The organism is Muricoccus harenae (genome assembly GCF_009848505.1).
GTDB classification, from domain to species: domain Bacteria; phylum Pseudomonadota; class Alphaproteobacteria; order Acetobacterales; family Acetobacteraceae; genus Roseomonas; species Roseomonas harenae.
This window is the reverse complement of the sequence record NZ_WWDL01000004.1, coordinates 55,152-79,732: the sequence shown is the minus strand read 5'-3', so window position 1 is coordinate 79,732 and position 24,581 is coordinate 55,152. Positions and strand designations below refer to the sequence as shown.

The window sequence follows — 24,581 nt, the reverse complement described above, 5'->3', positions numbered from 1 at the left end:
CGGCGCGGCGCCAACGGGCCCACGCCGGAAGATACATCCGAAAACGCGTTCAGCCGCCCGGCGTATGGCGCGCCACGAAGCGCTCCAGCCAGTGGATGGTGTAGTCGCCATCCTGGAACTCCGGATCATCCATGATGATCTGGTGTAGCGGGATGGTGGTGCGGATGCCGTCCACCACCATCTCGGTCAGGGCACGCCGGGCACGGGCGATGGCCTCGGCGCGGGTGGCGCCGCGGACGATCAGCTTGGCGACCAGGCTGTCGTAATGCGGCGGTACGGAATAGCCCGCATAGAGCGCGCTATCGACGCGCACGCCCAGCCCGCCCGGGGCGTGATAGGCGGTGACGCGGCCGGGGCTCGGGGCAAAGGTGACCGGGTCCTCGGCGGTGATGCGGCATTCGATGGCATGGCCGCTGAAGCGGATGTCCTTCTGCTCGTAGCCGAGGGGCTCCCCGGCGGCGACGCGGATCTGCTCGCGCACCAGGTCCACGTCGCAGACCATTTCCGTCACCGGATGCTCCACCTGCAGGCGGGTGTTCATCTCGATGAAGGCGAATTGCTCGTCCTGATAGAGGAATTCGAGCGTGCCCGCGCCACGGTAGCCAAGCTGCTTCAGCGCATTGGTCACCGTCACGCCCAGCGCGTCGCGGGTCGCAGCGGTAAGGACGGGGCTGCCGGCCTCCTCCACCAGCTTCTGGTGGCGGCGCTGCAGGGAGCAGTCGCGCTCGCCGAAATGCACCACATTGCCGTGGGTGTCGGCCAGGATCTGCATCTCGATATGCCGCGGGCGGTCGAGATACTTCTCCATATAGACGCTGTCATCGCCGAAGGCGGCCTTGGACTCGGTCCGGGCAATGCGCCAGGCATCCTCCAGCTCATCGGCCGTATGCGCGACCTTCATGCCGCGCCCGCCTCCGCCGGCGGCTGCCTTGATCAGCACCGGGTACTTGATCTGCTCGGCGACCTCCCGCGCCTCCTCCAGCGAGGCGAGGGCGCCGGGCGAGCCAGGGACGAGCGGCACGCCCAGGCGGCGCATCGCGTCCTTGGCGGCAATCTTGTCGCCCATGATGCGGATATGTTCGGCCGTCGGCCCGATGAAGGCGAGGCCATGGGCCTCCACCATCTCGGCGAAGCGCGCGTTTTCCGAGAGGAAGCCGTAGCCGGGATGGATCGCCTCCGCGCCGGTGATGGTGGCGGCGGAGAGAATTGCGGCGGCGTTCAGATAGCTGTCGCGCGCCGAGGGCGGGCCGATGCAGACGCTTTCATCGGCCAGGCGCACATGCATGGCCGTATCGTCGGCGGTGGAATGCACCGCCACCGTGCGGATGCCCATTTCCTGGCAGGCGCGGTGGATGCGGAGCGCGATCTCGCCCCGGTTGGCGATCAGGATCTTGTTGAAGGCGGGCACGCGATTACTCGATGACCAGGAGGGGCTCGCCGAACTCGACCGGCATGCCGCTCTCGATGAGGATGCGGGTCACCGTGCCAGCCTTGGGGGCCTTGATCTGGTTGAAGGTCTTCATCGCCTCGATCAGCAGCACCGTCTGGCCCTGCGCGACCTTGCCGCCGACAGTGATGAAGGGCGCGGCGCCAGGCTCGGGCGAGAGATAGGCGACGCCCACCATGGGCGAGGTGACGGCGCCTGGGGTGGCTGCGGTGACCTCGTCGCTGGCGGCGGCCGGCGCGGCCGCAGCGGGCATGGCGGCGGGCGCCATGGCGGCCGGCGCGGGCGCGGCGACGGCTTGTACCACCTGCTGGGCGGGCAGGTTGCGCGCCACGCGGACGCGACTCTCGTTCTCAACCAGCTCGATCTCGGTGAGATCTGTTTCACGAAGGATTTTGGCCAGGGCGCGGATCGCGTCCGGGTCAAAGGAGAGGCCGCTCATGGCGTGTCGTCCTGACCGATGATGCCGGCGATTGCGCGGAGCGCGAGGGCATAGCCCCCGACCCCCAGCCCGCAGATCACGCCCACCGCCGCGCGGGAGACGTAGGAGAGATGCCGGAAGGCCTCCCGCCGGTGAATGTTGGTGATATGGACCTCGACCACCGGCAGGTCCACCGCCAGCAACGCATCCATCAGCGCGATGGATGTGTGGGAATAGCCTGCCGGGTTGATGATGATGCCGGCGGCATTGCCGCGGCATTCCTGGATCCAGGAGATCAGCTCGCCTTCCAGGTTGGTCTGGCGGAAGTCGATCGCCAGACCAAGCTCCTCCGCCGCCTCGGCGCAAAGCGCCTCGACGTCGTCGAGCGTCGCAGTGCCGTATTTCTCCGGCTCCCGCATGCCCAGGAGGTTGAGGTTCGGGCCGTTGAAGACGGCGATCAGCGGGGGTTCCACGGTCTTGGTTCCGGTCCGCCCGGGGTTTCGCCCGGGTCTATGCGCGGCCGGGCTAGCATGCGCGCGCGGCCGCACGCAAACGGCGCGCCCCCTTCAACCCGGCGCCCGGCCGTGCCACATCCGCCAGGCCATGCCCGGATCCGCTCCCCTGGCGGCGCCAAGCGCGCTGCATATCACCGTGAACGGCGAGGCCCGCGCCCTCCCCGCCCCCCTCCCCCTCTCCGCTTTCCTGGCCGAGGCGGGGCTGGACCTGCGGAAGGTGGCTGTGGAGCGGAACGAGGAAATCGTTCCGCGCTCCGCCTATGGGACGACCCTGCTCGAGGCCGGGGACCAGCTCGAGATCGTGCATTTCATCGGGGGAGGCTGAGGCCATGGACGGGATGACGACCCAGGACGACGCCTGGGAGGTGGCCGGCCGCCGCTTCCGCTCCCGCCTCGTGGTCGGGACCGGGCGGTACAAGAGCCTGGAGGAGACCGCTGCCGCCATCGAGGCCTCGGGGGCCGAGATGGTGACGGTGGCGGTGCGGCGGGTGAACCTTTCGGACCCCGGCGCGCCCATGCTGCAGGACTTCGTGCCGCCGGACCGCTACACCTACCTGCCCAACACCGCCGGCTGCCACACGGCGAAGGATGCGGTGCGGACGCTGCGCCTGGCGCGGGAGGCCGGGGGCTGGAACCTGGTGAAGCTGGAGGTCCTCGGCCCTCCGCCCTTCCTCTACCCCGACATGCCCGCGACCTTCGAGGCGGCGGAGGCCCTCATCAAGGATGGCTTCCAGGTGATGGTCTATTGCGCCGACGACCCGCTGGCGGCGAAGCGTCTGGAGGAGATGGGCTGCGTGGCGGTGATGCCGCTGGGTGCCCCGATCGGCTCCGGCCTCGGCCTGTCCAACCCGTTCATGCTGCGCTCGATCATCGAGAACGCAAAAGTGCCGGTGCTGGTGGATGCCGGGATCGGCACGGCCAGCGAGGCGGCCCAGGCGATGGAGATGGGCTGCGACGCCGTGCTGCTGAATTCCGCCATCGCCCATGCCCGGGATCCGGTGCGGATGGCACGGGCGATGAAGGCGGGGGTGGAGGCCGGGCGGCACGCCTTCCTGGCCGGGCGGATGCCGCGGAATTATGCGGCGGATGCTTCCAGCCCGATGAGCGGGCTGATCCGCTAGGAGCGGATCACCCAGGGCACGCCTTCGCCTGCCCCGCCCGGATCAGGGGGCTCGGTTCGGCGTCCCAGGGGGTGTTTCCGGTGATGCAGCCGGACCGGCCCCAGGTGCCGTCCCGCCCGCGACGTTCATGAGCAACATGCCAGCCGCGAGCCGGGTAAGGCAGCGGGCCGCACGGAGACGCACGGCCGCCTGGCCTTCAACGCCTTCGGGCAATGTACAACCCGCGAGCGTGATGGCCGTGCCAAGAATCCGGGCCTCCAGTGCTTCGATGATGGTCTCGCACTGCGCGTCCCTCCCGAATTCCTGATCGATGGCCTCCCCTGCCCTGTCGATCTCGGCCTCGACCCTTTGGCCATCGGCGACGATCCCGAGAATTTCAGCGGGAGGATCGGGCTCCTCATCCGCAAGCATCGCCATGAGTCCCATGGCGGCCGTCAGGGTATGGATCGGCCCGCCATCGCCACCGCGGGAGGCGAAGGCGCCGTAGGCCACCGCCAGCGCGGCTTCGCCCAGTACCTCTTGTGTTTCCGGGTTGAGCGCTTCTATGGCCGGGGATGGATCGGCATTCGGCTCGGCTGGACTCCCGTCGAGGCTCGGCACCCCGCCATCGGCGAAGGCCCGGGTGATCGTGGCGAGCGCCTCGAAGAGACGATGCTCGGATACGGAAGCCACGGCGTCATCTCCATTTCCAAGGACAACGAGTCTGAGCAAAGGTCGTTGAAGCCCACCGCAGCATGTTTTCTCCGGCCAAGTTGCCGGCGGGACCGATCCAGCTTTTGAGCGACACGGCCTGGGGCCGGCACCGAGGGCGTTCATCCCCGCATGAAGGGCGATGCCCTTCTCCCGGAGGAATGCCTCCGGCGCTCGGGGCGGATCAGTCCCAGTAGGGCGGGATGCCGCGCAGTTTCTCGTCGCTCCGCGTGCTGAGGCGCGTGGCGCAGAGGATGTCGAGCAGCGTCACGCCCACCACCGCGGCAACCGCCAGCTTCACATTCGCCCGCTCGCGGGGGCCGAAGACCGGGGTGCCGCCCAGGACCGCGAGGTCCAGCGCATCGCCCCCGACCCGGGCCCAAAGCAAGGGAGCGCAGGTCGGGTTGGCCAGGATGGCCATGCCATTCGCCATCTCCCGCACGCCGAAGGCGCGGATCAGCCGCGTGTGGCGCCGCATACCAAGCTTCCGCGCGAGGGTTCGCCCACCGAGCATCTCCATCAGCCCCAGGCCGATGCTGAACCATCCCAGGAAACGGGCCAGACGGACGACTTGCATGGGGCGCTCTCCTCACTCCGACCGTGGCGGAACTCCATGCGACAACGCCCGAGGAGCGAAATGGCTGTTGCGCCATAAGGATCGCTCGGCGCGGCGGGCGGGGCAGCCAGCCCGGGTCAGCGGTTCCGGGCCGGCCAGGCCGCCATGGCGGCGCGCGCCACGCCTTCGAGTTGCCCGGAGGTGGCGCCGTCCCGGGCCTGGACCGACATCCCCTGCTGCACGCCGAGGAAGAATCGCGCCAGGGCCGGCACATCGGTAGCGGCGGGCAACTCTCCCGTGTCGGCGGCCTGCGCGAGCCGCGCCTCGACGCGTGCAAGGCCCTCCGCACGGGACTGGAGGATGCGCTTCCCCAAGGCCTCGCAGCCCTCCTGCCCCGCGGAGGCAAGGGTGACCATGCAGCCGCCCGGCTTGCCGGATTCCGGGAGAACGGCAGCAGAGGCGAGGAGGAATCCTTCGATCGCGGCGCGCGCAGGACCAGGCTGGGCGAGTGACGACCAGATCCGCGGCTCATAGCCCTCCGCATAGCGGTCGAGCGCCTCGGCATAGAGCGCCTCCTTGCTGCCGAAGGCGGCGTAGAGGCTGGGCGAGGCAATCCCCATGGCCCGGCAGAGATCGGCGATGGAGGTGGCGGTGAAGCCCTTGCGCCAGAACAAGGTGGTCGCTGCATCGAGGGCGGCGTCACGGTCGAAGCTGCGGGGGCGTCCGCGAACAGTCATGGGCAAGCCTTTTTTATCGATCAACATATAAATGGTTGACGGCCGGCGGCAAGGCACGCATGAATTCTGTATTGAACCACACAAAAAGGTATGCACATGGCTGACAGCACCGACAGGCGCGCCCTGGTCACCGGTGGGAGCCGGGGAATCGGGGCCGCGATCGCGCTGGCTCTCGCCCAGGACGGCGTCGATGTCGCGATCACCTATGAGCGCTCGGCCGATCGCGCCGCGGAGGTGGTGCGCGGGATTGAGGCGCTGGGCCGCCGCGGCCTTGCCATCGCAGCGGACAGTGCGGACCCGGTCGCCATTCGGGCCTCGGTGGAACAGGCCGTGCGCGGGCTCGGCGGGCTCGACATCCTCGTCAATAATGCGGGCATCGCACGGGGCGGGCCGCTGGAGACGATGAGCCTCGAGGATATTGATGCGGTGCTCGACGTGAACATCCGCTCCGTCGTCCTCGCCTCCCAGGCGGCGATCCCGCATCTCGGCAAGGGCGGGCGCATCGTGAACATGGGAAGCTGCCTGGCCGACCGGGTGACGCAGCCTGGGCTAAGCGTCTATTCGATGAGCAAGTCGGCCCTGATCGCCTTCACCAAGGGGCTTGCGCGAGACCTGGGGCCGCGCGGCATCACTGTGAACATCGTCCATCCCGGCCCCACCGACACGGATATGAACCCCGCCGACGGTCCCCAGGCGGCCGCGCAGCGCCAGCTGATCGCGCTCGGCCACTACGGGAGCGCCGATGATATTGCGCGCATGGTGGCCTTCCTGGCCGGGCCGGGTGGCCGGCACATTACCGGGGCGGGCTTCACGGTTGATGGTGGGCTGAACGCCTGAGAGGGCGCGGGGCTGGCTGGGCCTAGGCCCGCCTCAGTGCGCCCCGCCGCCTGCCCCGGCCTTCGGTGGCTTGACGAAGAACACCAGCGGCACCGCCAAGGCAAAAAGCGTGGCGATCACCACCAGCACGTCATTATAGGCAAGGACCAGCGCCTCCCGCGCGACCATGGCGGAGACGCGGGCCAGCGCCGCATGGTCCGCCGCCTCGCCCAACCGGCTTGAGAGGGCGGAGGCGATGCCCTCCACCGACTGCGAAACGCCCGGCCGCGCCCAGTTCACCGATTCCATGAGGTGGAGGCGGTGCGCGGCGGAGCGTTCGATCACCAGCGTGTTGATCATCGCCAGCCCAACGGCGCCGCCGAGATTGCGCATCAGATTGTAGAGGCCCGAGGCGTTCTTGATCATGGCAGGCGCCAGCGTGCCCAGCGCCACCTGGTTCACCGGCACCATCGCGAACATCGTGCCTATGCCGCGCAGCGAGAGCGGCAGCCACAGCTCCACGAAGCCGGATTGCGCCGTCAGCCGGGAGGTGAGCCACATGGACAGGGCGGTGGTGGCCATGCCGAAGGCGAGGAGGAAGCGCAGGTCCATGACCCGCGACAGGCGCCCGACCACCGGGGCCGCCAGGAACATGGCGAGGCCGGTGACGAACATCGTCTCGCCGATCTGCAGCGAATTGAAGCCGCGGATGCGCCCGAGGAAGAGCGGGATCAGGTAGACCGCGCCATAGAGGCCGATGCCGACGAGGAAAGCGAAGACGCTGCCGAAGGCGAAGTTCGCATCGGCATAGGCGCGCAGCTCCACGATCGGGTCCTTCCGCGTGAAGGCGCGCCAGAAGAAGATGAAGCCGGAGACGACACAGGCGAAGGCGAAGGCGGCGATGGTGGGATCGTCCAGCCAATCCCAGCGCGGGCCCTCCTCCATCACATATTCCAGGCTGCCCAGGAACACGGCCATGGCGCCGAGGCCCAGCCAGTCGAATCGGCCGAGCAGGCGGGTGTCGCCGCGGTCGATATCCATCGTGCTCCAGACCACGACGGCGATGAACACGCCCACCGGCACGTTGATCAGGAAGAGCCAGTGCCAGGAGAAGCTCTCGGTCAGCAGCCCACCGAGCGTGGGACCGATGGTGGGGGCGAGGGTGGCGGTAAGGCCGATCAGCACACTGACCGAGGCGCGCTTCGGGCCGCGGAAAAGGAGGAAGGCGGTGGCGAAGACCGTCGGGATCATCGCGCCGCCGAGGAAGCCCTGCATGGCGCGGGCGGCGATCATCACCGGCAGCGAGCTGGCGGTGGCGCAGGCGAGGGAGAACACGGTGAAGCCCGCGGCGGAGATGGTGAAGAGCACGCGGGTGGAGAGCAGGCGCGAGAGGAATCCCGAGAGCGGGATCATGACGATCTCCGCGATCAGGTAGGAGGTCTGCACCCAGGAGGCCTCGTCCGGGCTGGCGGCCAGGCCGGCCTGGATCTCGCCGATGCTGGCCGAGACGATCTGGATGTCCAGGATCGCCATGAACATGCCCAGCACCATCGTCATGAAGCCGATGAAGTGCCGGGTGGAGACGCCCGCGATCCCGTTTGCAGGCGCGGCCGGGATGGCAGAGCTGGCGGTGGCAGACATGGCGGGAGGTCTCAGCGGCCGCCGAGCATCGCGGCGGCAGTACCGAAGAGGGAACGCGGCGCCTCGGGGTCTTCGCGCGTGTCGACCTCGGCCTCTACCGACAGGCCAGGGCGGAGATTGGCGACCTGCTGGCCCGGATCGATGGCGATGCGGACCGGCACGCGCTGCACGATCTTGGTGAAGTTGCCCGTCGCATTCTCCGGCGGCAGCAGGGAGAACTGCGCCCCGGTGGCCGGGGCGAGGCTTTCCACCCTGCCATGCAAGGTGCCGCCGGCATCGACGGCAAGCTCCACTGGCTGGCCCTCATGCAGGCGACGGAGCTGCGTCTCCTTGAAATTCGCCGTGACGTAGAGGCGGTCCGGCGCCGGGGAGACGGCGATCAGGTTCTGGCCGGCGCGGACATGCTGGCCGAGCTGCGCCGCGCGGTTGCCGGCGACGCCGGCGAAGGGCGCGCGGATGATGGTGTAGTCGAGATTTGACTCAGCCAGGGCGAGCGCCGCGCGGGCGGAGTCCCGGCGGGCAACGGCGGAGAGCGCCTGGGCGTCGAGCACCGGAATGGCGCCGCGGGCGGATTCGAGCCCGGCCTGGGCCGCGGTCAGCGCCGCCTCGGCCTTGCGGCGGGTGGCCACGGTGCGGTCCACGGCCTCGCGCGTGCCATAGCCGCCGGAGGCCAGGGTGCCGGCGCGCCCAGCATCGGCAACAGCGCGCACTCGCTCAGCCTCGGCTTCGGCGATCTGGGCCTCGGCGGAGGCCACCTGGGCCTCGGCCTGGGCGCGCTGGGCGGTCAGGGTGCCGATATTGGCTTCGGCTTCGGCCAGGGCGGCGGTGGCCTGGTCGCGCCGGGCCAGCCAGTCGCGCCGGTCCAGCTCGATCAGCGGCTGTCCGGCTTCCACCGGCTGGTTGTCGCCCACCAGGATGCGGGCGATGTCGCCCTCGATGCGGGAGGAGAGGACGGCGATATCCCCGCCTACATAGGCGTTGTCGGTGGACTGCAGGAAACGGCCAACCTGCCAGTACCAGCTGCTGCCGAGCAGGCCGCCGGCGAGGACCAGCAGGGCGATCACGGGCAATGCGCGGCGGAAGCGGGAACGGCGCGGCTTCGGCGCTGCGGCCGGCGCCGTGGAGCGCGTGTCGAGATCAGGAATGGGCGTCGTCCGGGCGTTCATCTCAACTGAACCGTTCAGTTCAGTCGATAGATGGTCCCGGCCTTGCGTCCTGTCCATGGAAAACTGAACGGTTCAGTATCAAATATGACGACAGCCAGACCGGAGTTCCCCCGCCTTTGTCCGCCGCCCTGCACCCTGCCGAGACTTCCCCCAAGCGGGCGGCCATCCTGTCCGCCGCTGCCCGGCTCTTCATGGCCGCAGGCTATGCGAATGTGTCGATGGATGCGCTGGCGAAGGAGGCGGGCGTCTCCAAGGCCACGCTCTACGCGCATTTCACCGGCAAGGAGGCGCTGTTCAGCGCGATCGTACAGGACCGTTGCAACGCCATCGCCGCCCAGGGCGAGGAGATGGCCTCCCACGCGCCATCGGCCGATGGCGCGCTGCGGGAGATCGGGCGGCTTTGGATGAGCTTCCTGCTGCATCCGGACAGCATGGCCATCCATCGGATCGTGATTGCCGAATCGGCGCGCTTCCCGGATCTGGCCCGTGCCTTCTATGCCGCCGGCCCCGCCACCGGCCGCGCCTGGCTGTCGCGCCGCATGGCGGAGGAGCAGCGCCGGGGGCGCCTGCGGGCCGATGCCGACCCCGCGGTGGCCGCGGATCACCTGATGGGGATGCTCCGGGGGGAATTGTACCTGCGCACGGTGCTGGGCGGCCCACCGCCCGAGGCTTCGGCCATCCAGGCCACCGTGGACCAGGCGGTGGAGGTTTTCCGGCGTGCTTACGGGGTGCCGGAGACGATGTCCGCGCCGTAATCCGGCCGGTCGGGACCTGCTTCGGCCCCGAATTCGCCGGGCCGGACAGGGTTTCGTCCGGGAGCTTTCCGGCTCTTTGTACGTGTCACAAAAAAAATCGGGCCTCGCCACGAGATAGGCCTTGCACCCCCGGGTCGCGGGGGCTATCTGCCGCCTCAGACGCAGTACGCACGTGCCTCTGGCCCGCAAGGTTACGCAACGACGTCAAGCGTTCTGGCAACCCCCGGAGGCGAAAGCCGACGGGCTCTCACTTTGGTCGCTGGTTCGTTCGACCGTTCGTCAACCTGAGCAGGGCCGTTCCGCCGATGGCGGACGCCTGCCGCCTTGCATGGGGAGGGTGGTGCGATGACCCCGAAGATCGCGCAGTTTCTGGCCAATGTTCAGCCGGCCACGCCGTGCCTGGTTCTCGACGTGGATCGCGTCGAGTCCAACTACCGGCGCCTGCAGGCGGCCCTGCCGCATGCCCGCATCTATTATGCCGTGAAGGCCAACCCGGCGCACCAGATTCTGGAGCGGCTGGTGAACCTCGGCTCCTGCTTCGACGCGGCCTCCTGGGAGGAGGTTTCGGCGGCGCTGGATGCCGGCGCGGAGGCGGGCTCCATCTCCTACGGCAACACCGTGAAGAAGGAGAGCGCCATCAAGGCCGCCTATGCGCGCGGGGTGCGCATGTTCGCCTTCGACTCCGAGGGTGAGCTGGAGAAGCTGGCGCGCTCCGCGCCGGGCTCCCGCGTTTATTGCCGCATCCTGGTGGGCAATGATGGTGCCGAGTGGCCGCTGTCGCGCAAGTTCGGCTGCGAGGTCGAGATGGCGCGCGAGCTGATGGTGAAGGCGGGCGAGATGGGGCTGGACCCCTTCGGCCTCTCCTTCCATGTCGGCAGCCAACAGACCAACACGGCAGCCTATGAGGCGGCGATCGCTAAGGTCGCCATGCTCTTCACCGACCTCAAGGAGGCCGGGGTGAAGGTACGCATGGTGAACCTGGGCGGCGGCTACCCCGTGCGCTACCGCTCGGAGGTGCCGGAGATCGACGCCTTCGGCGACGCGATCATGGGCGCCATGGCGAAGCATTTCGGCAATGCCCTGCCGGACATCGTGGTGGAGCCCGGGCGCTTCATCGCGGCGGATGCGGCGGTGGTGTCGGCCGAGGTGGTGCTGGTCTCCCGCAAGGCGAAGGACGATCCGGTCCGCTGGGTCTACCTGGACATCGGGCGCTTCGGCGGCCTGGCGGAGACGGAGGGCGAGGCGATCAAGTATGCCTTCCGCACTCCGCATGACGGCTCGGAGGAAGGGCCGGTGACGATCGCGGGCCCGACCTGCGACAGCACCGACACTCTCTACGAGAAGTCGAACTACCGGCTGCCGGCGAAGCTCCAGCCCGGCGACCGGATCGAGATCCTGGCGACGGGGGCTTATGTGACCACCTATGCCAGCCAGGGCTTCAACGGCTTCGCGCCGCTGGCCGAACACTACATCTGAGCCTGGAAGGGCTGCCACCCGGCGCCTGTTCCATGCTACCGAACCGAAGGGGCGCCGCGAGGCGCCCCTTTGCTTTTTTGCGTTCCTGGCGATCCGCACAAAAGAATCGGTCTCGTATTGTGCGACGCGGTGATGATTCTGCTTCCGTGCGCATGACGTGTCGGTAAGATACGGCAAAAGACCGGGGGCTGGCGTGGCGGAGTTATGGGCTGATTGGGGCGCGGCTGCCTATCTGCTGGCCGCCCTCTGGGCGTTCTTCGAAGGTGAGACCTTTGTCCTGGCCGCAGCGGCCATCGGAGCGATGACGGGCGTGGTCGACCCATGGCTCCTCATGGGGTCGGTCTGGCTGGGTTCCTTCCTGGGGGACCAGACCTGGTTCACCCTGGGCCGGCGCTATGGCCCGCGCCTCGTGAAGCGCTATCCCAAAGCCGAGGCGAAGATGGCGAGCGCAACCGCCATGCTGCTGCAATACGGCACGCTGTTCGTGCTCACCTTCCGGTTCCTCTACGGCATCCGCAATGTCGCCGCCGCCGCCTGCGGGCTGGCAGGGATGGGGCGGCTGCGCTTCGCCCTGCTGAACTTCATCGCAGCCGGGGTCTGGGCGAGCAGCTTCGTCGCGGCGGGCTGGTATCTGGGCGCGCTCATCGGGCCGGAGCGGCTGTTCCACTTCATCGCCGGCGCCGCGCTCGTGATCCTGGGCGTGTTCCTGTTCCGCCGCTTCTACCGCAAACGTCGGCTGGCCCGGACGGCCATGGTTCTCTGAGGCAGTCCGGGCCCCGCGGGCCGCATGGCCCGCTCATCGGGGTCGCCGGGAGCCACCCCAGCGACCCCTCTCCCCGGAATGGTTGCATCCCGGTGATTTCCCAAGAGCCCTTCAGGCCCTACTCTGCATCCCATGGACGAGATTGATCGCAATATCCTGATCGCTGTGCAGCAGGACGGCGCCGCAGGGCTGGCGGAGCTGTCCAAAGTGGCCGGCCTATCCGTATCGGCGACGGCCGAGCGCGTGAAGCGGCTGGAGGAACGCGGCACCATTCGCGGCTGGCACGCCGCGCTGGACCCTTCGGCCGTGGGCTGCGCCCTTTTGGCCTTCGTGATGGTCGGAATGAAGCCGGGCCGGGACGAGGGCACCTTCCGCAAGGCAATGCGCCGGGCCGAGGTGGTGCTGGAGTGCCACGCGGTCAGCGGTCCCTGGGACTACATGCTGAAGCTGCGCCTGCCGGACCTGGCGGCGCTGGAGCGGTTTGTCGCCGATGAGGTGCGGAGCCAGTCCGGCGTGGAGAGGACGGATATCGTCGTGGCGCTGTCCTCCACGAAGGAGACAATGATCCTTCCGGTGGCCGAGGCGGACGAGGAATAAGGCAGACCGAAAAACGAGGCTCGCCGTCCTGCTTTCAATCGTCTTGTGAACGATGGGTGGCGCCCCGGGCGGAAGGCCCGGGGCGCCGGCCCGTTCAGGCCGCCGGGCTGGCGGCCATGGCGATGGTGCGCTCGTCGGCGCGGGCCTCGTAGTTCAGGTCGCGCTTTAGGGCCCAGACATTCACCAGCTGGTGGAGCGGGATGAAGGCCAGGTCGTCCATGGCCATCTTCACAGCCTGCTGGAGGAGCTTCTCACGCTCGCTGTCGTCCAGCGTGGAGACCGCGCGGGCGGTCAAAGCGTCCAGTTCCGGGTTGCTGTAGCGGGCGTTGTTGCTGGCACCCATGCGCTTCGCCGCATCGTAGGTACCGACGATGTTGACCAGCGTGTAGGAGGCCTCGCCGGTCGTGCTGCCCCAGCCGAGCAGGCGGATTGCGTATTCCTGCCTGCTGTTGCGGACAGAGAAGCTGGCCCAGGGCAGCGCCTCCACCTGGGTCTGGATGCCGATCCGCTGCCACATCTGCGCGACAGCCTGGATGGTGCGGGAATCATTCGGGTAGCGGTCGTTCGGGCCGTGCAGGGTGAGCTTGAAGCCATTCGGGTAACCGGCCTCGGCCAGCAGGGCCTTGGCGCGCTCGGCATTGAACGGCGTCGGCTTCACCTCCGGATTATAGCCGAAGGCGCCCGGAGGCAGCCACTGGCCGGTCGGGGCGGCAGTGCCTTCCATGATCTGGCGGCAGATCGCCTCGCGGTTGATCGCCATGGACAGTGCCTGACGGACCCGGATGTCCTTGAACGGGTTCGTCGGCAGGGGCTTGCCGTCGTTATCCGTGACGAAGGGCAGATTGCCGTCGCGCGAGTAGTCCGGGAACAGGTAGATCACGCGAACGCCCTGCACCTCGGCCAGCTTGACGCGGTTGTCGCGGCGCAGCTTCGCGATGTCGCTGGTCGGCACTTGGTCGATCATGTCCACGTCGCCGGCGAGCAAGGCGGCCGTGCGGCCGCTGTCATTGCCGATGAAGCGGTAGGAAACGGCGGGCCAGGGCTGCTTCGGGCCGAACCAGGCGTCGTTGCGAACCAGTTCCGTGCGATCGCCGGCGGAGTAGGAGGCCAGCTTGTAGGGACCGGTGCCGATGGCAGCCTTGCCGGAGTTGTAGTCCTCCGGGTTCGCGCCCGTGCCCGCATGGCGGGAAATCACGGCGACGCCCGCCAGCTCGTTCGGGAGCAGCGGATGCGGCGCTGCGGTATGGAAGCGGATCGTCAGCGGATCGACCACCTCGACCCGCTGGATGGCGCGGATGAAGCCGCCGAAGCCGCCGGGGGAGCCGAGGACGTTCGGCACGCGCTCGATGGTGAAGGCCACGTCGTCGGCGGTGAAGTCCTTGCCGTCGTGCCACTTCACGCCGGGGCGGAGCTTGAACTCCCAAACCGTGTTCGAAACCGGGGTCCAGCTGAGAGCAAGGCCGGGATACAGGCGGGCGGCCGCATCTCGCTCCACAAGGCGATCAAAGAGATGCATTGCAAGGCCGTTGTTCGGGGCCGCATTGTAGAAGTGCGGGTCGAGAGAGGTGACGGCGCCGCCGATCCCGATGACGAGCGGGCGGTTCGCCGAGGCCGGCGTGGCCTGGGCATCGGCCACGGCCGGGGCAAGGCCCCCCGTGATGGCCGCCATGGCGGCGGGGGCCGTCACGAAAAGGCGGCGGGTGATCGGAGCGGGCATGCTTAAGCTCTCCTGGTTTTAATCTTGGCTGACGCAAACTAGCGGCACGGCGGGCAGACTGCTAGAAGCGGCCAGGGAAGGCGCCATCGGGATACCCGGGGGGACTGAATGAAAAATTTTGTATCGGTGGCCATCGCGGCCGCCTTTTCGGCATTCGTGGTGCCTGGTTCTGTCGCTGGGGCGGCAGCGCAGACGCTGAATCTCGCGGTCGGCGCGCCCGTCACCTCGCTCGATCCACATTACCATGCGCTGTCGCCGAACTATGCGGTGGCAGACATGCTGTTCGACAGCCTGACCGCCTTTGACGCGCAGGCCCGCGTGCAGGCCCGGCTGGCGGAAAGCTGGAAGCCGGTGGCGGAGAACGTGTGGGAGTTTAAGCTCCGCCCGAACGTCACCTTCCATAACGGCAACGCCTTCACGGCCGAGGACGTGGCCTTCACCATCGCCCGCGTGCCGACGGTGCCGAACAGCCCGTCCTCCTATGGCATCTACACCCGCGCCATCCAGCGCGTGGAGGTGGTGGACCCGCTGACGGTGCGCTTCCACACCAATGGCCCCTACCCGCTCCTGCCCGTCGATCTCGGGCAGATTCAGATGCTGGACAGCGAGACCCATGCCAATCCGCTGACCGAGGATTTCAACTCGGGCAAGCTCGCGATCGGCACCGGCCCCTTCCGCGTGCTGAGCCACCGCATCGGCAACCGGATCGAGTACGGCCGCAACGACGCCTATTTTGGCCCCCGCCCGCATTGGGAGCGGGTGAACTACCAGATGATCACCAATGATGCGGCGCGCACCGCCGCGCTGCTCTCCGGCGATGTGGACTTCATCGATCAAGTGCCCACCAGCGACATCGCCAAGCTGCGCGGCGACAACCGCGTGCAGCTGAGCGAGGCGAACGGGCTCCGGCTGATCTTCCTGGCGCTGGACCATTCCCGGGACACCGCCTCGCCCTTCACCTTCGACAATGACGGCAAGCCGCTGCCGCGCAACCCGCTGCGCGACGTGCGGGTACGCCGGGCGCTGTCCATGTCGATCGACCGCCAGGCAATCACGGATCGGGTGATGGAGGGGGCCTCCCTGCCCTCGACGCAGCTGCTTCCGCCCACCGCCTTCGGCGCCCTGCCCGACCGGACGGCCGGCCGTGCCGATGCGGATACCGCCAAGCGCCTGTTGGCCGAGGCCGGCTACCCGAACGGCTTCCGCATCACCCTGCACGGCCCGAACGACCGTTACATGAACGATTCGCGGATCATCCAGGCTGTCGGCCAAATGTGGACGCGGATTGGCATCCGCACGAGCATTGAGGCGCAGCCCTGGGCCACCTTCGTGGCGCGGGCCGGGCGGCAGGAGCTTTCGGCGATGCTGGTGGGCTGGGGCACCTCCTCCGGCGAGCCGACCAGCCCGCTGCGGTCGCTGCTGGCCACCTATAACGCCCAGCGCGGCTTCGGCGGCTCCAACCGCGGGCGCTACAGCAACCCCGCCATGGACGCGAAAATGGAAGAGGCGCTGCGGACGCTTGACGACACGAAGCGCGAGGCATTGCTGCGCGAAGCGACCACCCTGGCCATGGATGATGTCGGCATCATCCCCATCCATATCCAGAAGAACATCTGGGCCATGCGCCGCGGGCTGCGGCACGAGGCCCGCGCGGATGAGCTGACCCGCGCACAGGATATCCAACCCGCTCCGTGAGGGCCCGATAGGGCAGAATTCGAAGTCACCGCCATCATCGTCAACGTCACAGGAGAGTGCCTATGAGGAAGCTGCTATTGGCTGCCACCGTGGCCGTTTCTGCCCTGTCCGGGGCAGAGCTGCCCGGCCAGGCACTCTCCGGCGCCCAGGCGCAGACCTTGACCATGGCCGTGGGCGCGCCGGTGACCTCGCTGGACCCTCATTACCACCAGCTTTCGCCCAACAACGCCGTCGCGGACATGATCTTCGACAAGCTGGTGAACACCGATGCGCAGGCGCGCCGGGTGCCCGGGCTTGCGACGGAGTGGCGGGCCACCGGCCCGACCACCTGGGAGTTCAAGCTGCGGCCGGGCGTGAAGTTCCACAACGGCAATCCCTTCACGGCGGAGGATGTGGCCTTCACCCTGGGCCGTCTCCCCAATGTTCCGAACGCCCCTTCCTCCTTCGCGGTGTATGCGCGGCCGATCCAGCGGATCGAGATCGTCGATCCGCTGACCATCCGCTTTCACACCACGGCGCCGCATCCGCTGCTGCCGCTGGACATGACCAATGTGCGCATCCTGGATAAGGAGACGCATGAGGGCGCGGCGACGGAGGACTTCAACTCGGGCAAGACCGCGATCGGCACGGGCCCCTGGCGCGTGGTCTCGCACCGGAACGGCGAGCGGATCGAGTTCGCGCGGCACGACGCCTATTGGGGCGGCGCGCCTGCCTTCCAGCGCGTGAACTACCGCATGATCACCAATGACGCGGCCCGCACCGCCGCGCTGCTGGCCGGCGACGTGGACTTCATCGACCAGGTGCCGACCACGGATCTGGCGAAGCTGCGGCAGGACCAGCGGGTGACGCTGAGTGAGGTGGTGGGACTGCGGCTGATCTTCCTCGGCCTTGACCACCTGCGGGGGCCGAACGAGAACTCGCCCTTCATCACCGACAATGACGGCAAGCCGCTGGGACGGAACCCGTTGCGCGATGTTCGGGTGCGGCGGGCCCTGTCGATGGCGATCGACCGGCAGGCGATCGTGGAACGGGTGATGGAGGGGGCGGCGACGCCGGCAGGCCAGTTCCTGCCGCCCGGCGTGCCCGGCCACGTGCCGGATGTGCAGCCCACCCGCTACGACCCGGAGGGTGCGAAGCGCCTGCTGGCCGAGGCCGGCTATCCGAACGGCTTCCGCATGCAGCTCAACGGCCCGAACGACCGCTACATCAATGACGGCCGGATCATCCAGGCGATCGGGCAGATGTGGACCCGCGTCGGCGTCCGTGCCGCGGTGGAGGGGCAGACCTGGGCCGTCTTCGTCGGCCGCGCCGCCCGGTCCGAGTTCTCGGCCCATCTGATCGGCTGGGGCTCCAACCCGGACGGCTCCCACCCGCTGCGCAACATCCTTGCGACAGTGAGCGCGGAGAAGGGCTGGGGCGCCTCCAACCGCGGGCGCTATTCCAACCCCGAGGTGGACCGCCTGCTTGAGGCCTCGCTGACGGAGTTGGACGAGGAGAAGCGCGAGAAGCTGGTGCTCGATGCCCAGCGGATCGCGGCGGAGGATGTTGGGGTCATCCCCATCCACATCCAGACGAACATCTGGGCCATGCGGCGCGGCCTGATGCATGAGGCACGCGCCGACGAGGCGACCCGGGCGCAGGATGTGCGCCCGGCGCCGCAGTAACGGGACCGGCCATAACCCGGCCCGAAGGAACTGAATCATGAGTGTCTATTTGTTGCGCCGGCTGATCCAGGCGGCGCTGGTCATGCTGGCGATGTCGGTCATCGTCTTCATCGGCGTCTATGCCATCGGCGATCCCGTCGAGATCCTGATCTCGCCGGACGCGGATCAGGCGGAGCGCGTGCGTGCCATCGCGGCGCTCGGCCTCGATAAGCCGCTCTGGGAGCAGTACTTCTCCTTCCTGGGCAATGCGCTGCGGGGCGATCTCGGCCGGTCTTTCGTGTTCAACGAACCGGCGCTGCAGCTCATTGCGCAGCGGGCGCCGGCGACGCTGGAGCTGGCCTTCGGCGCCACCTTCCTCGCGGTGCTCGTCGGATTGCCCCTCGGCCTCTATGCCGGGCTGCGGCCGAACGGGGTCGGAGCGAAGACCATCATGGCCGGCTCGATCCTCGGCTTTTCCCTGCCCACCTTCTGGGTGGGGCTGATGCTCATCATGGTCTTCGCCGTGCAGCTCGGCTGGCTGCCCAGCACCGGGCGTGGCGAGACGGTGGAGATCCTGGGGATGCGCTGGTCCTTCCTCACCCGGGACGGGTTGGCACATATGGCCATGCCGGCGCTGAACCTCGCGCTGTTCAAGATCAGCCTGGTGATCCGCCTGACCCGCGCGGGCGTGCGCGAGACGATGCTGATGGACTTCGTGAAGTTCGCCCGGGCCAAGGGGCTTTCGCCCCGCCGGGTGATCGGTGTCCATGTCTTCAAGAACATCCTCATCCCGGTGGTGACCGTGGTGGGGCTGGAGCTGGGCTCCACCATTGCCTTCTCGGTGGTAACCGAGAGCGTCTTTGCCTGGCCCGGCATGGGCAAGCTGATCATCGACAGCATCAACGTGCTCGATCGCCCCGTGATCGTCGCCTATCTCATGAGCATCGTGCTCATGTTCATCATCATCAACCTGGTCGTGGACCTGCTCTATTCGGTGCTCGATCCGCGCGTGCGGCTGGAGAGCAAGGGATGAGCATCACCACTGCGGACACTACCTCCGCCCCCGCCAAGGCGCCGCGCGTCGAGACGCCGCTGCGCCGCTTCGTCTCGGAATTCGCCGAGAGCAAGATGGCCCTCGGCGCGCTGATCGTCTTCCTGGCGATCGTGCTGATCGCGATCTTCGCTCCGCTGATCGCGCCGCAGAATCCCTATGACCTCGCCCAGCTGGACATCATGGATGGCCGCCTGGAGCCTGGCTCGCAGAGCGCGGATGGCAGCATCACCTATTGGCTCGGCACGGATGACCAGGGGCGCGATATGCTCTCGGGCATCATGTACGGGCTGCGGATCAGCCTGATGGTGGGCGCCGGCTCGGCCATCGTGGCCGCGCTGGTCGGCGCCTCGCTCGGCATGCTCGCGGCTTATGCCGGTGGCCGGACCGATACCATCATCATGCGGCTGGTCGACCTCCAGCTCTCCTTCCCGACCATCCTGTCGGCGCTGATGATCCTGGCCTTCCTTGGCAAGGGGATCATGAACGTCGTCATCGCGCTGATCGTGGTGGAATGGGCCTATTACGCCCGGACCGTCCGCGGGACGGCGCTGGTGGAGCGCAGGCGGGAGTATGTGGAGGCGGCGCAATGCCTCGCGCTGCCGACGCGCCGGATTATCTTCCGGCACCTGCTGCCCAACTGCATGCCGCCGCTGATCGTCGTGGGGACCATCCAGATCGCCCGCGCCATCGCGCTGGAGGCGACGCTGTCCTTCCTCGGCCTCGGCGTGCCGATCACGGAGCCCTCGCTCGGGCTGCTGATCGCCAATGGCTACGAGTACATGCTCTCGGGCAAGTACTGGATATCCTTCTATCCCGGCATCGCGCTGCTGGTGACCATCGTCTCGATCAATCTGGTCGGCGACCATCTGCGCGACGTGCTCAATCCCCGGCTGAGGAAGTAACGTGCAGCCTAGCGTCCCTGCCTCCGCGGCGCCCCCGACCCTGCAGGTCCGGAACCTGCGGACGAGCTTTTTCACCCGCGCGGGTGTCGTGCCCGCGGTCAATGACGTGTCCTTCAACGTCGAGCGCGGGAAGGTGCTCGGACTGGTCGGCGAATCCGGCTCCGGCAAGACGGTGACGGGCTTTTCCATCATGCGCTTGGTGGACGATCCTGGCCGGATCATCGGAGGTGAGATCCTGTTTGGTGGACGGGATCTCGTGAAGACCTCCGAGGAGGATATGCGCGCGATCCGGGGCAACCGGATCGCCATGATCTTCCAGGATCCGATGATGACCCTGAATCCGGTCCTGCGCATCGACACGCAGATGATCGAAACGATGCAGGCGCATCGTAAGATCAGCAAGGAGGCTGCCCGCCAGCGCGCCCGCGACACGCTGGGCATGGTGGGCATCCCCTCCCCCGACGAGCGGCTGAAGGCTTATCCGCACCAGTTCTCGGGCGGCATGCGGCAGCGCGTGGCCATCGCCATCGCCCTGCTGCACGAACCCGAGCTGATCGTGGCGGACGAGCCGACCACGGCGCTCGACGTGACGATCCAGGGCCAGATCCTGGCCGAGGTGCAGAAGCTCGCGGCGACCACCGGCACCTCGATCATCTGGATCACGCATGACCTCTCGGTCGTGGCCGGGCTCGCGGATGATATCGCGGTCATGTATGCCGGCGAAGTTGCCGAATACGGCGCCGTGTCGGATGTGCTCGACCATCCGCTGCATCCCTATACCGTGGGGTTGCTCGGTTCCGTGCCGAACCGCAACAAGCGGGGCGAGCCGCTGCGGCAGATTCCGGGCATGACGCCCTCGCTGCTCAGCCTGCCGCCGGGTTGTCCGTTCCAGACGCGCTGCCCGCGCGCGGCCGATGTGTGCCGCCAGTCCCCGCCCATGGCCGAGATCCTGCCCGCGCATGAGGCGCGCTGCTTCCGGCCCCATCTCGAGGAAGCGGGAGTGGCCGCATGAGCGCGACGATCGAAGCCCCCATTCCGGCGTCCGGCACCAAGCCGGCGGACAAGATGATCGAAGTGGTCGGCGTTTCCCGCCGCTTCGCCAAGCGACTGGACTTCGCCGGGAGGATCGCGGCCAAGCTCGGCGCGCCGATCCGTGACGAGGTGGTGCATGCCGTGGACAAGGTGGACCTGACCATCCGCCGCGGCGAGGTGGTCGGGCTCGTCGGTGAATCCGGCTGCGGCAAGTCCACGCTGGGCCGCATGGTGGCCGGCATCCTGCCGCCATCCGACGGCACCATCCTCTGGAAGGGCAAGGACCGCACGCGGATGCACGGGAAGGAAGCCCGTGCCGCCATGCTGCAGGCGCAGATGATCTTCCAGGATCCCATGTCCTCGCTGAACCCACGGCTGAAGGTCGCGGAGATCATTGGCGAGGCGCCGCTGTTCCACGGGCTGACGACGCGCTCCGAATTCGGCGGCTATGTCGATGACCAGATGCGGCGCGCGGGGCTCGATCCGGCGTTTAAGGTCCGCTACCCGCACCAGTTCTCGGGCGGGCAGCGGCAGCGCATCGGCATCGCCCGGGCGCTGGCGGTGCAGCCGGAATTCCTGGTCTGCGACGAATCGGTCGCGGCGCTCGACGTCTCGATCCAGGCGCAGATCCTGAATCTGTTCATGAAGCTCCGGCGGGAGTTGAACCTCACCTACCTGTTCATCTCGCACGACCTCGGCGTGGTGGAGCATCTGAGCGACCGGGTGGTGATCATGTATCTTGGCCGGGTGGTCGAGGAGGCGCCGACCGAAACGGTCTTCGCCCGCGCCAACCATCCCTATACCCAGTCGCTGCTCGCCGCGGTGCCGCGGATCGAGGCACGGAAGAAGGCCTTCGTGACGGTGCAGGGAGAGATTCCCTCCCCGCTCAACCCACCCTCCGGCTGCCATTTCCACCCTCGCTGCCCGCATGCCTTCGACCGCTGCCGGGTGGAGATTCCGGCGCTGAAGGAGGTGGCACCGGGGCATCGCAGCCGTTGCCACCTGAACGACCTGCCGAATCACGGGGGGCAACCGGTGTGATGCGGCTCGCGCTGGTGCTCGTCGCGCTTCTGGGCCTTGCCGCCTGCGAAAGGCGGGAGGGCTCGCGCGGCGCCTATGTGGGTGGTAGTGGCGGAATCAACGTCCTTCGTTGAGGAAACCACCATGACCCGCTTCGCCTTCGACCATGTGCATCTCCGCAGCCCCGACCCGGATGCGACCGGCGCCTGGTTCGTCGATCACCTGGAGGCGAAGCAGAAGGGGCGGCAGGAAGGGCCGAACAGCCTTCGGGTGGTGCTCGACCTGGGCGGGCTGAACCTGTTCATCGACCGCGTGCCCGCCACCACCCCGGGCACGCCGCCGGCGCCCTTCCTCGGCATCGAGCATCTGGCCGTTGCCGTCACCGGCATCGACGAGATCATCAAGGAGATGCGCGACGAGGGCGTGCGCGTGGTGGTGGAGCCACATGATGTCCGCCCGGGCGTCCGGATCGCCTTCATCGAGGGCCCGGAGAATGTCCGGGTGGAACTGCTCGAGCGCAGCTGACGCCACTTCCATCGGGGAGCGGGTCCCGCTTCCCGATGAAGCCGGCCGTCCTGGCCTTTTCCATTGCAGCGCAAGCGGGCACGCTACGGCACCGGCCGAGATGCGTGGACGTAAGGCCGTACGGGGAACGAGACCAGGATGAGCAGAATCAGCGCCGAAGCGCTCCGTGACTTCGTGAAGGCCCTTTATGCGGCCGCCGGCCTGCCGGAGCAGGATGCCGCTCTGGTGGCCGACAGCCTGGTGCGGGCCGATCTGTGGGGCCATTCGTCGCATGGGGTGATGCGGGCACCCTGGTATATCGACCGGGTGCGCGCCGGCACCATGAAGCCGGTCACCGAGCCCGAGGTGGTGGTGGATGCCGGGGCCATCTCCGTCATCGATGGCCGGGACGGGGTGGGCCAGGTCATCGCGAAGCGCGCGATGCAGGATGCGATCCGCCGTGCCAAGGCGCATGGCGTCGGCATCGTTTCCGTGCGCGAGTCCAACCACCATGGCGCGCTGGGCTATTTCACCCGTATGGCGGCGGAGCAGGGCTGCATTGGGATGCTGACCACCAATGGCAGCCCGGCCATGGCACCCTGGGGTGGGCGGAAGAAGGCGATCGGCAACAACCCGTGGTCGATCGCTGCGCCGGCGGGGCGCCATGCGCCGATGATGCTGGATATCGCCAACACCGTGGTGGCGCGCGGCAAAATCTTTCTCGCCCGGCAGAAGGGCATCCCCATCCCGGAGAACTGGGCGATGGATGCGCAGGGGCGCCGCACCACGGATCCCGTCGCGGCGCTGGGCGGCGTTATCCTGCCGATGGCCGAGCACAAGGGCTACGCAATCTCGGTGATGATGGATGTGCTCTCCGGCGTGCTGTCCGGCAGCGGCATCATGGGGGAGGTGAGCGGCCCATATCAGGCGGAGAAGCGCAGCCGCTGCGGCCATCTGGTGCTGGCATTGAACATAGCGGCCTTCGGCCCCGTCGCGCGCTTCGAGCAGCGGATGGAGGAGATGGTCGCGGGGATCAAGGCGGTCCCCCTCGCCGAGGGTTTCGAGGAGGTCTTCTACCCCGGAGAGATCGAGGCCCGGAACGAGGAGAAGCATGGCCGCGAAGGCCTCGCCCTGCCGGAGCAGACGCGGCTGGACCTGACGAAAGTGGCCCAAGACTACGGCGTGGACCTACCCGCAGGCTGGTGACGCCCGGCGGCGGAGCCGCCTCAGAAGAACAAGCAACGAGGAAACACATCCATGGCTGACGACACGCGGTCCCGCCGGGATTCTTTGATGCCTGGCAGGACGGCACGGGGCGACGCCGGAAATGGGCTCGGCCGCCGTGCCGCGCTGGGCCTGCCGCTTGCCCTGGTGGCCCCTGCCCTTCCAAGGCCCGCGCTGGCGCAAGCCGGCGGACGGCCCATCACCCTGGTGGTGCCCTATGCCCCCGGCGGCGCCTCGGACCCGGTGGCTCGGGACTTCGCGGCGCTGTTCAGCCAGGAGCTGGGTGGGCAGACCATCGTGATCGAGAACCGCGGCGGTGCGGCGGGGCATGTGGGGGCCATGGCGGTGGCCCAGGCGCGCCCGGATGGGCAGACGCTGCTCTTCGCCGTCAACACCAACATTGTGGTGAACCCACATCTGCAACGCGGCGACCGTATCGATCTGGTCGCGGCGCTGACGCCTGTGGCGCAGCTTGCCACCTATCAATATGTGCTGGTCGTGCCGCCCGAACTGGGCGTGAGCACGCTGGCGGAGCTGGTGGCCCTGGCCAAGTCGCGCCCGCCCGGCAGCCTCACCTATGCCTCCAGCGGCGTGGGCAGCAACAACCACCTCGCCGCCGTACTCTTCGCGGAAGCCATCAAGGTGCCGATGGAACATGCCGCCTATCGCGGCACCGGCCCGAGCCTGCTGGACACCATCGCCGGACGGGTGGAGCTGAATGTCAGCTCGGTGACGCCGGCGCTGCCGCTGGTGCGCGAGGGACGGTTGCGGGCGCTGGCCGTAACCGGGGCGAAGCGCCTGCCCCAGCTGCCGGATGTGCCGACCTTCCGGGAAGCGGGCATGCCGGCCATCACCATCGATGCCTGGAACGGCATTTTCGCCCCCACCGGCACGCCGCCGGACGCGCTGGACCGCTACGAGGCCGCCGCCAAGCGCGCCATGGGCCAGCAACGCTTCGTCGAGCGCATGCGCCTGGAGGGCATGGAGGTGGTGGGCGAGAGGGCGCGTGCCAGCTTCGCCGCCGACATCCGGGAGGAGAGTGGCTTCTGGAGGCAGAAGATCCAGGAACTCGGCATCACCCTAGAATAAGGG

Annotated in this window: 25 protein-coding genes; 16 read left to right on the top strand and 9 right to left on the bottom strand. The window is 68.0% G+C overall.

All coding sequences use genetic code 11. The annotated features are described in order from the left end of the window. Positions 1–49: 49 nt before the first annotated feature. From accC to aroQ, 3 genes are read right to left on the bottom strand one after another with little or no spacing between them, the layout of a single operon-like run. Positions 50–1,408 (bottom strand): acetyl-CoA carboxylase biotin carboxylase subunit, encoded by a 1,359-nt coding sequence (accC, locus tag GSE44_RS04835; protein ID WP_159347666.1) that lies wholly within the window; start codon positions 1,406–1,408, stop codon positions 50–52. A gap of 4 nt (positions 1,409–1,412) precedes the next feature. Next, positions 1,413–1,886: an acetyl-CoA carboxylase biotin carboxyl carrier protein gene (accB, locus tag GSE44_RS04830; RefSeq protein WP_159347665.1), complete on the bottom strand. Its 474-nt coding sequence runs from the start codon at positions 1,884–1,886 to the stop codon at positions 1,413–1,415. Continuing rightward, on the bottom strand, positions 1,883–2,338 hold the full coding sequence (aroQ, locus tag GSE44_RS04825; RefSeq protein WP_159347664.1) for a type II 3-dehydroquinate dehydratase: 456 nt from the start codon (positions 2,336–2,338) through the stop codon (positions 1,883–1,885). The genes accB and aroQ overlap by 4 nt, the downstream gene beginning before the upstream one ends. A gap of 130 nt (positions 2,339–2,468) precedes the next feature. On the opposite strand from aroQ, the gene thiS reads away from it, so the two are divergent. Both thiS and GSE44_RS04815 read left to right on the top strand, forming a co-directional pair. Beyond that, positions 2,469–2,705: a sulfur carrier protein ThiS gene (thiS, locus tag GSE44_RS04820; protein ID WP_159347663.1), complete on the top strand. Its 237-nt coding sequence runs from the start codon at positions 2,469–2,471 to the stop codon at positions 2,703–2,705. Positions 2,706–2,709: 4 nt separating this feature from the next. After that, the gene (locus GSE44_RS04815; RefSeq protein WP_159347662.1) at positions 2,710–3,501 is read left to right on the top strand and encodes a thiazole synthase; all 792 of its coding nucleotides are present in this window, start codon (positions 2,710–2,712) and stop codon (positions 3,499–3,501) included. A 42-nt stretch (positions 3,502–3,543) separates the two neighbouring features. Here the strand turns inward: GSE44_RS04815 and GSE44_RS04810 are convergent, their stop codons facing one another. From GSE44_RS04810 to GSE44_RS04800, 3 genes are all read right to left on the bottom strand, one after another. Next, positions 3,544–4,173 (bottom strand): hypothetical protein, encoded by a 630-nt coding sequence (locus GSE44_RS04810; RefSeq protein ID WP_159347661.1) that lies wholly within the window; start codon positions 4,171–4,173, stop codon positions 3,544–3,546. A 202-nt stretch (positions 4,174–4,375) separates the two neighbouring features. Beyond that, the gene (locus GSE44_RS04805) at positions 4,376–4,768 is read right to left on the bottom strand and encodes a hypothetical protein (RefSeq protein WP_159347660.1); all 393 of its coding nucleotides are present in this window, start codon (positions 4,766–4,768) and stop codon (positions 4,376–4,378) included. Positions 4,769–4,884: 116 nt separating this feature from the next. After that, entirely contained in the window at positions 4,885–5,484 is a 600-nt protein-coding gene (locus GSE44_RS04800) for a TetR/AcrR family transcriptional regulator (protein ID WP_159347659.1), read from the bottom strand. Between the two features lie 96 nt (positions 5,485–5,580). Here GSE44_RS04800 and GSE44_RS04795 point away from each other — a divergent pair, with 96 nt between their 5' ends. Then, on the top strand, positions 5,581–6,321 hold the full coding sequence (locus GSE44_RS04795) for an SDR family oxidoreductase (protein ID WP_159347658.1): 741 nt from the start codon (positions 5,581–5,583) through the stop codon (positions 6,319–6,321). A gap of 33 nt (positions 6,322–6,354) precedes the next feature. Here the strand turns inward: GSE44_RS04795 and GSE44_RS04790 are convergent, their stop codons facing one another. Together GSE44_RS04790 and GSE44_RS04785 are read right to left on the bottom strand one after the other, a co-directional pair. Further along, positions 6,355–7,941 carry a DHA2 family efflux MFS transporter permease subunit gene (locus GSE44_RS04790; protein ID WP_159347657.1) on the bottom strand — a complete coding sequence of 529 codons (1,587 nt, stop codon included), beginning with the start codon at positions 7,939–7,941 and terminating at the stop codon, positions 6,355–6,357. An 11-nt stretch (positions 7,942–7,952) separates the two neighbouring features. Beyond that, entirely contained in the window at positions 7,953–9,107 is a 1,155-nt protein-coding gene (locus tag GSE44_RS04785) for an HlyD family secretion protein (protein ID WP_159347656.1), read from the bottom strand. A 116-nt stretch (positions 9,108–9,223) separates the two neighbouring features. Here GSE44_RS04785 and GSE44_RS04780 point away from each other — a divergent pair, with 116 nt between their 5' ends. The 4 genes from GSE44_RS04780 (at position 9,224) to GSE44_RS04765 (ending at position 12,698) form a co-directional block, all read left to right on the top strand. Beyond that, positions 9,224–9,862 carry a TetR/AcrR family transcriptional regulator gene (locus GSE44_RS04780; RefSeq protein ID WP_159347655.1) on the top strand — a complete coding sequence of 213 codons (639 nt, stop codon included), beginning with the start codon at positions 9,224–9,226 and terminating at the stop codon, positions 9,860–9,862. A 345-nt stretch (positions 9,863–10,207) separates the two neighbouring features. Continuing rightward, positions 10,208–11,338: a type III PLP-dependent enzyme gene (locus GSE44_RS04775; protein ID WP_159347654.1), complete on the top strand. Its 1,131-nt coding sequence runs from the start codon at positions 10,208–10,210 to the stop codon at positions 11,336–11,338. A gap of 193 nt (positions 11,339–11,531) precedes the next feature. Then, positions 11,532–12,101, top strand: coding sequence for a DedA family protein (locus GSE44_RS04770; RefSeq protein WP_159347653.1), 570 nt, complete (start codon positions 11,532–11,534; stop codon positions 12,099–12,101). A 132-nt stretch (positions 12,102–12,233) separates the two neighbouring features. Continuing rightward, positions 12,234–12,698: an Lrp/AsnC family transcriptional regulator gene (locus GSE44_RS04765; protein WP_159347652.1), complete on the top strand. Its 465-nt coding sequence runs from the start codon at positions 12,234–12,236 to the stop codon at positions 12,696–12,698. Positions 12,699–12,792: 94 nt separating this feature from the next. On the opposite strand, the gene GSE44_RS04760 is transcribed toward GSE44_RS04765, so the two are convergent. Beyond that, a complete protein-coding gene (locus GSE44_RS04760) occupies positions 12,793–14,415 on the bottom strand; it encodes an ABC transporter substrate-binding protein (protein WP_235924560.1) in 1,623 nt (540 codons plus the stop codon). Positions 14,416–14,523: 108 nt separating this feature from the next. On the opposite strand from GSE44_RS04760, the gene GSE44_RS04755 reads away from it, so the two are divergent. The 9 genes from GSE44_RS04755 to GSE44_RS04715 all read left to right on the top strand — a co-directional run bounded on the left by GSE44_RS04755 (position 14,524) and on the right by GSE44_RS04715 (position 24,578). After that, complete coding sequence (locus tag GSE44_RS04755; RefSeq protein ID WP_159347651.1) at positions 14,524–16,110, top strand: ABC transporter substrate-binding protein; 1,587 nt, start codon at positions 14,524–14,526, stop codon at positions 16,108–16,110. A 62-nt stretch (positions 16,111–16,172) separates the two neighbouring features. Continuing rightward, on the top strand, positions 16,173–17,774 hold the full coding sequence (locus GSE44_RS04750) for an ABC transporter substrate-binding protein (protein ID WP_159347650.1): 1,602 nt from the start codon (positions 16,173–16,175) through the stop codon (positions 17,772–17,774). A gap of 37 nt (positions 17,775–17,811) precedes the next feature. Further along, a complete protein-coding gene (locus GSE44_RS04745; protein WP_159347649.1) occupies positions 17,812–18,786 on the top strand; it encodes an ABC transporter permease in 975 nt (324 codons plus the stop codon). Then, on the top strand, positions 18,783–19,709 hold the full coding sequence (locus GSE44_RS04740) for an ABC transporter permease (protein ID WP_159347648.1): 927 nt from the start codon (positions 18,783–18,785) through the stop codon (positions 19,707–19,709). Before GSE44_RS04745 ends, GSE44_RS04740 begins: the two co-directional genes overlap by 4 nt. Position 19,710: 1 nt before the next feature. Then, on the top strand, positions 19,711–20,721 hold the full coding sequence (locus GSE44_RS04735) for an ABC transporter ATP-binding protein (RefSeq protein ID WP_159347647.1): 1,011 nt from the start codon (positions 19,711–19,713) through the stop codon (positions 20,719–20,721). Beyond that, positions 20,718–21,782 carry an ABC transporter ATP-binding protein gene (locus GSE44_RS04730; RefSeq protein WP_159347646.1) on the top strand — a complete coding sequence of 355 codons (1,065 nt, stop codon included), beginning with the start codon at positions 20,718–20,720 and terminating at the stop codon, positions 21,780–21,782. The genes GSE44_RS04735 and GSE44_RS04730 overlap by 4 nt, the downstream gene beginning before the upstream one ends. 123 nt (positions 21,783–21,905) lie before the next feature. After that, positions 21,906–22,286, top strand: coding sequence for a VOC family protein (locus GSE44_RS04725; protein ID WP_159347645.1), 381 nt, complete (start codon positions 21,906–21,908; stop codon positions 22,284–22,286). 138 nt (positions 22,287–22,424) lie between these two features. Continuing rightward, entirely contained in the window at positions 22,425–23,471 is a 1,047-nt protein-coding gene (locus GSE44_RS04720; RefSeq protein ID WP_159347644.1) for an Ldh family oxidoreductase, read from the top strand. Positions 23,472–23,522: 51 nt separating this feature from the next. Continuing rightward, positions 23,523–24,578 (top strand): Bug family tripartite tricarboxylate transporter substrate binding protein, encoded by a 1,056-nt coding sequence (locus GSE44_RS04715; protein WP_235924559.1) that lies wholly within the window; start codon positions 23,523–23,525, stop codon positions 24,576–24,578. The last annotated feature ends 3 nt before the right edge of the window (positions 24,579–24,581 follow it).